Origin of the sequence: Pseudoalteromonas sp. AOP7-A1-14 (assembly GCF_052376275.1) — a bacterium.
In the GTDB taxonomy this organism is placed as follows: Bacteria; Pseudomonadota; Gammaproteobacteria; order Enterobacterales; family Alteromonadaceae; genus Pseudoalteromonas.
On sequence record NZ_JBQSVO010000033.1, the window covers coordinates 18759 to 29796 of the forward strand.

8 protein-coding genes are annotated in these 11038 nt (G+C 39.0%); all 8 read right to left on the reverse strand.

Going from position 1 to position 11038, the window contains the following annotated elements; translation table 11 throughout:
* Window positions 1-5 precede the first annotated feature (5 nt).
* Complete coding sequence (locus tag ACT3RM_RS07440; RefSeq protein WP_441833900.1) at window positions 6-2090, reverse strand: DUF1302 domain-containing protein; 2085 nt, start codon at window positions 2088-2090, stop codon at window positions 6-8.
* 475 nt (window positions 2091-2565) lie between these two features.
* The gene (gene pepN, locus ACT3RM_RS07445) at window positions 2566-5184 is read right to left on the reverse strand and encodes an aminopeptidase N (protein ID WP_441833907.1); all 2619 of its coding nucleotides are present in this window, start codon (window positions 5182-5184) and stop codon (window positions 2566-2568) included.
* Window positions 5185-5259: 75 nt separating this feature from the next.
* Entirely contained in the window at window positions 5260-6723 is a 1464-nt protein-coding gene (gene nhaC, locus ACT3RM_RS07450; RefSeq protein WP_441833901.1) for a Na+/H+ antiporter NhaC, read from the reverse strand.
* Between the two features lie 177 nt (window positions 6724-6900).
* Window positions 6901-8958 (reverse strand): carboxy terminal-processing peptidase, encoded by a 2058-nt coding sequence (gene prc, locus ACT3RM_RS07455; RefSeq protein ID WP_441833902.1) that lies wholly within the window; start codon window positions 8956-8958, stop codon window positions 6901-6903.
* A gap of 26 nt (window positions 8959-8984) precedes the next feature.
* Complete coding sequence (gene proQ, locus ACT3RM_RS07460) at window positions 8985-9635, reverse strand: RNA chaperone ProQ (protein WP_441833903.1); 651 nt, start codon at window positions 9633-9635, stop codon at window positions 8985-8987.
* A gap of 15 nt (window positions 9636-9650) precedes the next feature.
* Entirely contained in the window at window positions 9651-9929 is a 279-nt protein-coding gene (locus ACT3RM_RS07465) for a hypothetical protein (protein ID WP_441833904.1), read from the reverse strand.
* Entirely contained in the window at window positions 9926-10387 is a 462-nt protein-coding gene (locus ACT3RM_RS07470; RefSeq protein WP_441833905.1) for a GAF domain-containing protein, read from the reverse strand. Before ACT3RM_RS07470 ends, ACT3RM_RS07465 begins: the two co-directional genes overlap by 4 nt.
* Before the next feature lie 116 nt (window positions 10388-10503).
* Window positions 10504-10908: a hypothetical protein gene (locus ACT3RM_RS07475; protein WP_441833906.1), complete on the reverse strand. Its 405-nt coding sequence runs from the start codon at window positions 10906-10908 to the stop codon at window positions 10504-10506.
* Window positions 10909-11038 lie beyond the last annotated feature (130 nt).

The following is an 11038-nucleotide window of genomic DNA, read 5'->3' on the forward strand; positions in this document are numbered from 1 at the left end:
TACCCTTATATTGAATATTTAATATTAAAAGAAACAAAGTCACGGTCAGAGAAAGTATTTGTCTCGCCACCACCCCAAAATGAGTTATAGCTAAAGTCAAATGACCATGCATTTTGATAGTTAAAGTTGGCTGTTACTCCTAATGATTTACGGTCTTCAACAAATAAGAACATCGGATCTGGCGTAATCCCATTCACATCATGAGAAAATACAAACCGTGGTGAAAAGTTAACTCCTTTGAAAAAATTAAAGTAATCTCCTTTAGCAATTAAACGATAACCCCACGCCGAAGCACTAGGAAAAGGATTCGTCTCTGGACCATTTGAAAGCCCCATATGCAAGGTTGAGTAATCATCACTAAGTGGCCCCTGAATAACACCACTACGCCCTGTACCCGCTACATTTAAACGCAGCTCGTCATATTCAGGCATATCATTAATTCGCACGCCACCCACTTCACCCACGACGGCCCAACTATCAGCGCCTAGTGATGGGCCGAATAAGTGTGTTGCTGTAAATTGCAACTGTGCGGTATTACGTAAAATAAATCCTTGAGCTAGTTCGCCAGGCCCTACAACGCTTGTAGCATCACCGGGGCTCATTTGTGAAATACCTGCAAAATCAGGACGAATACCGGCAACCGCTAATTGCTCTGGCATACCGGCATACAGTAATTCTACGTCATCAATTTGCAACGGTTCATCTTCACGAAACGCAAATTCACCGGCAAACGCAGTTTCGCCTAATGAAGTATTAAAACTTAAACCATAAAGCTTTATATCTTCTGGGTATTCTAAACGCCCTTTAGTAAATGCTTGCAACTGAGTAACATTATCTTCAGTAATTTCTTCACTTAGTAACATACCAATATCAGCACCAATCGCCTCTGACGTGAAGTTTGATACTTGCCCTGAGATCACGGGGCGACGACTATGATAATTAATGTGATAAAGTGCGACTTCAGTATCATTTAACTCTGGTAAAAACATACCAAAACGTAAACCATACTGACCACCATCATCGGGGTCTGTTTTACCGTCATAGCCTTTACCTTTTAATGCAACCTTAGTTGGATAGGCTAGATACATTTGGCTCATCATAGCTTGACCTTGAGCTGATAAAGGATCCACACCTTGAGCACGAACAATGTCATCTAAGTTATTAAGGCTTGTAGTAAGAGAAGCTAAATCAATATCGGGGCTTGAGGTAAAACCGAGCTGAATGTTCTGTTGATAACCATTTTCAGAGGCAAAATCATTGGTAGAAAAGTAACTTCCTGCTGCTGGCAAGCGTGTTTCATGCCATTGGTATTGATAAAAACCTTCAAGAGTCATATTTTCATTAATGCCTAATGAAGCCCATAACATCCCCACTGGGATAAAAGCCTCTTTTAATTCAGCGCCTGGAGCTTTAAGGCGGTCAATATCGACTGGATTAACATTAATACCATGAGAAATCAGGGTACTTTCACCCCAATTGACCACTTGTTGCCCTAATCGAATAGATAGTGGATTATTACCATCGTTTAAATCAAAATTAGCCCACACATATGCGTCGAGTAAACGCAGATCTCTACATACTTGCTCTTTTGTGTCATCGTCATCACATGGATCTACGCCGCCACCGGAGGTTGGGTTAACATAAGCTCGGTCACCATCCATTAACTCAAAATCATAGAAATACATAAAACGAGTAAATAGACCAAAATTATCTTTGCTTATTGATAAATCATGGGTGCCTTTTAACAGTTTTGAAAACGACTCACCGCTATTAAAGTTTAAATCACCCGCATCACCATTGTTTGAATAAGCACCAGGCTGTGCCCAAACGTCCTGCGCTGTGTAAATTGGATTAAGTGCTGCATTGTAGCCCGTCCAATTAAGTGCAGGATTATTACTCTTACCAATCAGTGCAAAATCACGATCTTCTACGCGAATGCTTTGCCCGTAAGAAAAGGTCGAGTCAAACCGCACGTCAAAATCACCAACTTCAAATGTTGCTGAATTTGAAGTCGCTGAAGTTAAGCCTAGTGTTGCAGCAGCTAGAGCAAGTGCAATTTTGTTTTTAACAAAAAAAGCGTCTTTTAACATTGTGTGTTCTCCCGTTGCGGGTAATTTTGTTATCAAGTTATTGTTTTTAGTCTAATCATAACGATAGAAGCGAAATAGAGAAATTACAAATAGTGCGCTTCAATCGGTTATATATTTTTAACATTTATTAACATCTAACCACTGGAAAGACATCCTACCAGTTAATATATACACGCAAATTAACAATAGGACAAATTTATTTAACAAAATAATAATGTTTTTTATCTAGAAAGGCGCAGAGGCTACGCCACTTTCTCTAAACGTATAAGCTGATGTTCTGGGGTAAGTAATAGTGTAAATCGTTCACGCGGTCACGGATACCAATACTTCAGATAAATGGCCGTAGGTGTTTAGCGGCAAAACATACTGTTTTGCCGCTATCTTAAATAATTTACACTGATGTATATTTTCCATCGTAATAGTCGATACACTCCTGATAACTCATATTTAATGAGAAATAGAGTTCTGTCATGATTTATTGCAGTGCTTTGTCCACTTTCTCGTACAAATCATGACTTAAGTCATCAAGTTTAGACAATCGCTGCAACTGAGCTTTCATTGCCAGTGAGCGGCTTTCATCATAACGGCGCCATGACATAAACGGCGTGAGCATTCTCGAGGCGTTCTGTGGATTAATAGCATTAAGCTTAACGAGTAAATCACCTAATAACTTATAACCTTCACCATCAGCACGATGGAATTGCTCTATATTAAAGTGACTAAAACTGCCTACTAAGGCTCGTACACGGTTTGGATTACCTAAATCAAAACATGGGTGTTCATACAAGCGCGTTATGTTGGTAATCGCATTGTCACCATTTTGCATTGCTTGTAGCGCAAACCACTTATCCATAACCAGTACATCATGGCGCCATTGGCTATCAAAATGCGCCAATAGTTCATCACTTAATGGGTGCTGGGCTTTTACAACACTCCCTAAGGCGCCAAGCACATTCGTCATATTACTTGATAAAGCTTGTGCTTTAAGTAAAGCATCTATATTTGCTTGCATGGATGCATCTAAGGCCGTGTTTTGCTTCGCCAAATAATATAAACAGATTCCTTTTAGTGCTCTAGCTGCAACAGCAGCTTCATTTAACGAGCCGTCATCGTCAAGTGCTTGGTAACAGCTAAGAAGCTGCTCGTTAAGTTGTACCGCAATTTGTTGCTCAAACTGTTTGCTAATAGAAATTAACTGATCAACAGGGATCACTTCAAACTCGCCCGCTAAAGTATCAAAGCTTGGAAGCTTTAACAGCTCGGCGATAAGGGCTAAATCACCTTCACGTTCAGATATAAGTACATTTAACGCATTAATAATCGCATCACTAAGTATTGGCTGAGTTTGGTTTTCGTTGATGGCTTGTTTTACTGCGCCTATAAATAACCGTTGCTGCGCATCCCAACGAGAAAAGTCACTACGAGCAAAGCGCATAATGTGTAATAAATCATGTTCACTATTATCTTGCTCTACAATGCACGGTGCTGAAAAATCTTCGAGTAGCACGGCAACCGGTTGAGCATCAATATTTTCAAAAATAAACTCGTGCTCACTCTGTGTTACATCAAGTACGTGATTAATTGATTTTCCTTCAAAACTAAGTGCAATACTTTGCCCTTCACTATCAAGTAATTCAATTGCAAACGGAATATGCTGTGGTTTATTATTCGGTTGATTTAATGGTGCATGCTGTGAAACATGTAACATGAATGTTTGTTTAACCGGATCATAATGCTGATCAACGACTAAACGTGGTGTACCTGCTTGATTATACCAACGCTTAAACTGGCTTAAATCAACACCTGATGCATCATTCATAGCTGCAACAAAATCATCACAGGTAACCGCTTGTCCATCATGGCGATCAATATATAGTGCCATACCTTTTTGAAAGTTGGTTTCGCCTAACAAAGTATGCATCATACGAATAACCTCAGCGCCTTTATCGTAGACGGTTACCGTATAAAAATTATTCATTTCAATTACTTTTTCAGGACGAATTGGATGCGCCATAGGCCCTGCGTCTTCACTAAATTGATGAGTACGCATTACTTTCACGGCATCAATACGGTTAAGTGCTCTAGAGCCAAGATCACTGCTAAACTCTTGATCGCGGAACACCGTTAAACCTTCTTTTAACGATAATTGAAACCAATCACGGCAAGTTACCCGGTTTCCTGTCCAGTTATGAAAATATTCGTGTCCGACAATCGACTCAATAGTATGAAAGTCTTTATCCGTTGCGGTCTCTTGATTGGCTAATACACATTTACTATTAAAAATGTTTAAGCCTTTATTTTCCATAGCGCCCATGTTGAAAAAATCAACGGCGACAATCATATATATATCTAAGTCATATTCAAGATTAAAGCGCTCTTCATCCCACTGCATCGACTTTTTTAAGGACGTCATTGCATGCGGTGTTTTTGCTAAATTACCTTTATCAACAAATAAAGCTAAGTCAATAGTTCTACCGCTTTTAGTAATAAAAGTATCTTCTACTACATCAAAGTCACCTGCAACCAAAGCAAATAAATAACTTGGCTTTTTAAACGGATCTTGCCATGTGGCAAAGTGGCGGCCATCTTCAAGCGTACCATCTGCAATTTTATTACCATTAGACAATAAATGCGGGTACTTTTTATCAGCAATAATAGTGACTTCAAAGGTCGCTAATATATCGGGTCTATCAAGATAATACGTTATTTTTCTAAACCCTTGTGCCTCACATTGTGTGCAATACGCACCTCCCGATAAGTATAGCCCTTCTAAAGAGGTATTTGTTTGCGGTGAGATTTCATTACAAATTGTCAGCTCACACACCTTAGGTAAATTATGCACGATTAATTGATCATCGCTTAATACATAATCATCGTAAGGTTTACCATCAACGATTAAATTGATAAGCGTTAAGTCAATGCCATCAAGGACCAGTGAAGTGTTATCCTCACTCATCCGCGTTAAGCTAAGTTTGGCTGTCACACGGGTATTTGTAGGCTTAAGATCAACATTTAGTTTTACATGCTTAATACTAAAATTCGGCGCTTGATAATCTTTTAAATATTGCGCTTGAGGCTTTTTATTTTCAGACATTTTAGTTTCAGACGTTTCGTTTTCAGACATAGTAGTGCTCCTAACATGCCCCTTAGTAAAAAGGAGCAATCAGTTTTAAGCTTGTTGCTTAGGTTTGATACGAAGAATTTTGATGCCTAAGTAGGCATAAATAACAGCTAAGAAAGGGTTTATTAGATTAAAAAAGGCATACAATGCATAATCAAACGGATTGATCAGTAATACGCTTTGCATATAGGCGCCACAAGTATTCCATGGAATAAGCGGGCTGGTAATAGTGCCGCCGTCTTCTAAGGTACGTGATAAGTTAACAGGCTTCAGGCCACGCTTTTCGTATTCTTCTTTATACATGCGTCCAGGTACTACAATAGCAATATATTGGTCTGCGGCAATCACATTAGTACCAATACAAGTAGCAATCGTTGCTGTAATTAATGAACCGGTACTTTTTGCAATGCGCAAAATACTTTTTACAAACACATCAAGTAAGCCTGTTTTTTCCATAATCGCGCCAAACATCAACGCCGTCATGATTAACCATGTGGTTGTCAGCATTCCAGACATGCCACCACCGCTGAGTAATGAGTCCATTTTGTCATCACCCGTTACAATGCTAAAACCATCAAAAAAGGTCGTCCAAACTAGCTTAAAATATCCAACCAATTGACCTTGAGAAAGATCAATTTGACTGGCAATTAAGTCTGACTGAAATAACATAGCCCAAACAGCCCCCATCACCGCACCAATAGAAATAGCAGGGAATGCCGGCATTTTTTTCATTGCTAACACAAGCAAAACTAAAAGCGGTACCAACATTTCAAGGCCAATATTAAAATTCTGCTCTAAAATAGCGGTAATGTCATCAATGCGCCCTGCTTCACCTGACGCTGTAGCATTAAAACCCATAAATATAAAAATGATTAATGCAATTACAAAGCTTGGAACGGTGGTCCAAAGCATATGCTGGATATGTTCAAATAAATCAGCGCCAACAACTGCAGGCGCTAAATTAGTAGTTTCTGATAGTGGGCTTAGCTTATCTCCAAAGTAAGCGCCAGATATAACCGCGCCTGCCGTCACGACTTGCTCTAACCCAAGGCCTGAAGCCACACCAAGTAAAGCAACACCAATTGTAGCTGCGGTTGTCCATGAACTCCCAATACTCATTGCCACAACGCCGCAAATTAAGCAGCTAGCTGCATAAAACCAGCTTGGGTTGATTACTTGTAAACCATAGTAAATTAACGTAGGCACGGTACCTGAAAGTAGCCAAGTACCAATCAAAGCGCCGACCATAAGTAAGATCAAGATAGCACCTAGCGATAAAGTGATGCCTTCAATCATTGCATCTTCCAGCTTTTTCCAGGTATACCCATTTTTTAAGCCGATTAAAGCCGCAGTGAAAGTAGCAAACAATAGGGCAATTTGGTTTGGTCCTGACGAGGAGCTGTCACCAAATAAATAGACAGCTGCGCCAAGTAAACAAATCAGCACTGAGATAGGAACTAAAGCATCGAAGAAGCTTGATTGTTTAATGGATTTATCTTGTTGTTGCTGCAAAATAGCGTCTCCAACACGTTTTTAATAACGTGTAATTATTATTTTTTTAATATATGTTGTTGTCATAGTATTAAGGCATTTTGCTTCATCTAAGTTAGAGGATGAGTATACCAAGTGTATTTGTTTTAGGCAGCAAAAAAGGCGCGAATGCGCCTTTTTTATTGGATGGGAAAGCAACTATTTTTTAGCTAAACGACCATATTTTATGTAATCTTGCGTGATCAGTGCCGCTTCTTCTAAGAATGGATCTAGTTCATCTAACACCTCAGGTACATCATCAAGATTTTCAACTGGCTTTTCGCCTAAGCGTTTTAACCTTTCATTAGTACGTGTTAAGGCACGAGCTTTACCTTCTTCTTCCTCATTTTCACGCTTAGCCTCAACTAACGTGATGGTCTTTTTATCTTTCTCTTCATTATAGCGAGTAATATCTTCAAATACATAACCAAATTCAGGTTCAGATTTAATTCGCGTATCATGAAGTTTAGCTAAATAATTAATAGCAGGTTTTAAGTTATTAACAGGTGTATATTTAGCACGAATAATACTATCCCACGGCAAGGCATTGTCTTGCTCACTTTCACCCCATTCATCAGGATCAATTGCTGAAGGGAATGAAATATCTGGAATCACACCTTTGTGCTGCGTACTACCACCGTTGATACGATAAAACTTAGCGATAGTGTATTGTACGCTGCCAATAGGGTTGTCGTATAAGTCATATGCACGCTCAAGGCCTTTATGTTGTTGTACAGTACCCTTACCAAATGTTTGCTCACCAATAATTACTGCACGACCATAATCTTGTAATGCTGCGGCAAATATTTCAGAAGCTGATGCACTATAACGGTCAACCAAAACTGTTAATGGACCATCATAAAAAGTGATGCCATCACGGTCTTTTTGCTCTTCAATACGATTGTTCAATGTATGAATTTGTACCACAGGGCCTTGATCGATAAATAAGCCAGTAAGTTGTGTTGCTTCGTATAATGACCCGCCGCCATTTTGGCGAAGATCAATAATGATACCGTCTACTTTCTCATCTCTTAATTTCGTTAATTCAACTTTAACGTCTTTAGACAAGTTATTATAAAAGCCAGGGATTTCAATTACGCCAATCTTGCTGGTTAAATCAGAGTAATTAGCTTCAAATACTTCTGATTTAGCAGCTCTGTCTTCGAGGCGAATTTTATCACGAACAATTTTCACTTCTTTTGGTGTGCCGTGTGCGTCAGAGCCTTTTAAGTATTGTAAACGTACCGTTGTGCCTTTTGGTCCTTTAATTAAATCAACCACATCATCTAAGCGCCAACCAATTACATCTACAAACTCCTCGCCTTCTTGCGCAACACCAATAATTTTATCATCTGCTTTGATTTGCTCAGACTTATCAGCCGGACCACCCGGTACAAGACTACGAATAACCGTATAATCTTCGTCAAAAGTTAATACAGCCCCAATGCCTTCCAGCTCTAGGTCCATATCCATTTTAAATTGTTCAGCACGCCGAGGAGATAAATAAGAAGTGTGCGCTTCAATACTTCGCGCAAATGAATTCATCATTATTTGAAAAGCATCTTCACTATTCGTTTGTACTAAACGTTTTTGTGCGTTGTGATAGCGTTTAACTAGCACTTCTTTTATACCAGCCCAATCTTTGCCCGTCATTTTTAAACGTAGTGCATCATATTTAACACGCTCACGCCAAAGTTCATCTAGCTCAGCTTGAGTTTCAGCCCATTTAGCGTCTTCACGGTCATAAAGATACTCATCTTCTTTATCAAAAGTCATTTCCTTTTCAAGCAAAGAAAGTGAATAATCATAACGTTCAAAGCGGCGTTGCATACTAATATTAAAAATATTGTAGGCAAAATCTAATTTACCAGTAGACAGTGCATTATCAAATTGATCGCGGTATTGCTGAAATGACGCAACATCCGCAGCCAAGAATACACTTTTATTAAAATCAAGGGATTCGATATAACGTTCAAATATTTTTTCTGCTAAAGCATCGTCAAATCGAATAGGTTTGTAATGAGCGCGAGTAAATAAGTTTGTCACTCTTTTGCTAACCGTACTATGTTGACTTTCTTGCTCTAATACAGGCAAGTCATTTGCCGTCAATACATCAGCAACCTCTGTAGCAACCTCTGTAGCAACCTCTGTCGCTGCAAATAATGAACCTGAAAATAGGGCCGCAACTAACGGAATGAGCGTAAACTTCTGACTCATACACAACTCCTTAATTTATCTACAGCTTATATAATGTATAAGCTGTCTGCTTTAGTTTTAACTTGCATGCCAGTCACTAATTCAACATGAACATCTTCTTTGTTCACTTCAGTGATTGTTGCATTAACAAGTGCTTGGCCTAGTTTAACTTTTACTTTGTTATTAACCTTGACCTCACTGGCTGGTAAAGGTTCAATTTTTCCTGAACGTTTAACCGGTGCAGCTTTAGCTGGTTTGCTATTTGGCTTAGCATTCTTTTCGCCATTTTTAGCAAATTGAGTTGGTTTCTTTTTGAAGGACTTGCTATCGGAATCTTGACGTGGACGCTGCTGTTTTTTGCGTTTAGCCATTTTCGCACGACTTTCTTCAAGGGCTTTTTGAGCATGATCGATATGTTCTTGCTCAACTTTTTCAGCTTGGTTGCCATCAAGATCAATACGAAACTCTGATTTGGTGACCGCTTCTAAATAGCGCCAATTTGAGGTGTATTTCCTAAGCGCTTGACGAACTTGCGTTTTACTAACCTTTTCTGAGCCTTCAATGCGCTCAGCGATATCTTTAAAGATACCGACTTTAAGCGGCTTGATACCGTCTTTTTGTTTAAAACATTGCGGGAATTCTTGATATAAAAATTCTAGCACTTCATTAATATCTTTTAGCTTGTTTGTGGTTTCCATTCTTAGAACCTTTTATTACATCTTTTCATCAAGTGACGAATCGACATAGTGTGTTACCCAGTCGGTCAACTCTTCGAACTCAGCCTCTACAAGCGCCATATCGCCACGAAGGTGTTCCCAAATACCATTAATAATTTCATCGATTAACTCTGTCCCAAGATCGTCAGGAAGACGATCCCAAGCAATATGAATTAAATCGTTGAGCGTTTCCGCTACGTGTTCTTCATCTCCTTCCCAATCACCAACATCGGTGTTGCCAAAAAGATAATCTTGTACATTTAGTAGATCTTTCATACTAAATTAGCCTCAAAAACCGCAATAAGCGCTTCAAGACCTTGTTGGTCATCAATATCAAACCGAGCAATACTCGGGCTGTCTATATCAAGCACCGCAAACAGCTTTCCTTCTTTCATAATAGGAATAACTACTTCTGAATTTGACGCTGCATCACAAGCTATGTGGCCCGCAAATGCATGAACATCTTCAATAAGTTGTGTTTGCGCTGTTTGTGCAGCGGTTCCGCAGACACCCTTTCCAACAGGAATACGTATACATGCAGGATTGCCTTGAAAAGGCCCAAGCACTAATTCTTGAGGTGAATCCATTAAATAAAAGCCCGCCCAATTTACATCATCTAAAGAGGTAAATAACAGCGCGCTAATGTTTGCCATATTGGCAATAATGTTTGATTCACCTGCAATCAGTGATTCAGTTTGTTTAACTAATGACTGGTAAAACGCTTGCTTTTGCATACCAAACTACTTCTTATTAAACATACAGTAGGTAAAGGTACTCTTTGTGAAGAATAATTGGAACCTTTTACAGGCAAAAAAAACTAAATTTCCTCAAGTTTCAGTGAGCTTGGCTATTATTTCTGCGATTGTGGGTTGTCTTGTTTAATGGCTCCTAAGCGTAAGCCATATAAAAATAACCCTGCAGCTAATGCTGACATCAACGTATTTATTAAAAACACCATTCCAGAGGTCGCACTCAATAAGTAACTAAAAATAGCCCCACCTAATAACCCAAGCGTAAGCACACCTGAATAATTGACTTTGGCATACTTAAGCATTAGCAGATAACCTGGCACCACAAACGCCGCCATCGTTAAACCTACAATATGGCCATTGGCAATTGCACTCATCAGTAAATTAAAAAAAATACTCATAGGATTACCATTTAATGTCAGTGCGTAATAAGCACCTAAACAGCAACCAATAATTATAGGTGATAGTAATGAAAGCCCTACACTTTTAGCTAAACGATGTTTCATTAATTTTCCTCGCAGGGAGACTATTAAAAATAAAGCATGCATTAAGTTTTTAAGGAGATAAATAGAGACATAGGTCGTATTTTTGTATTGAGAAGATTAAATATACAAATAAAGGTATGCGTTAAAACAC

Coding starts and splice junctions, on each gene's coding strand:
- proQ (WP_441833903.1), bottom strand. CDS start 9,635: ATGGAAACCACAAACAAGCTAAAAGATATTAATGAAGTGCTAGAATTT.
- pepN (WP_441833907.1), bottom strand. CDS start 5,184: ATGTCTGAAAATAAAAAGCCTCAAGCGCAATATTTAAAAGATTATCAA.
- ACT3RM_RS07440 (WP_441833900.1), bottom strand. CDS start 2,090: ATGTTAAAAGACGCTTTTTTTGTTAAAAACAAAATTGCACTTGCTCTA.
- ACT3RM_RS07465 (WP_441833904.1), bottom strand. CDS start 9,929: ATGAAAGATCTACTAAATGTACAAGATTATCTTTTTGGCAACACCGAT.
- prc (WP_441833902.1), bottom strand. CDS start 8,958: ATGAGTCAGAAGTTTACGCTCATTCCGTTAGTTGCGGCCCTATTTTCA.
- ACT3RM_RS07470 (WP_441833905.1), bottom strand. CDS start 10,387: ATGCAAAAGCAAGCGTTTTACCAGTCATTAGTTAAACAAACTGAATCA.
- ACT3RM_RS07475 (WP_441833906.1), bottom strand. CDS start 10,908: ATGAAACATCGTTTAGCTAAAAGTGTAGGGCTTTCATTACTATCACCT.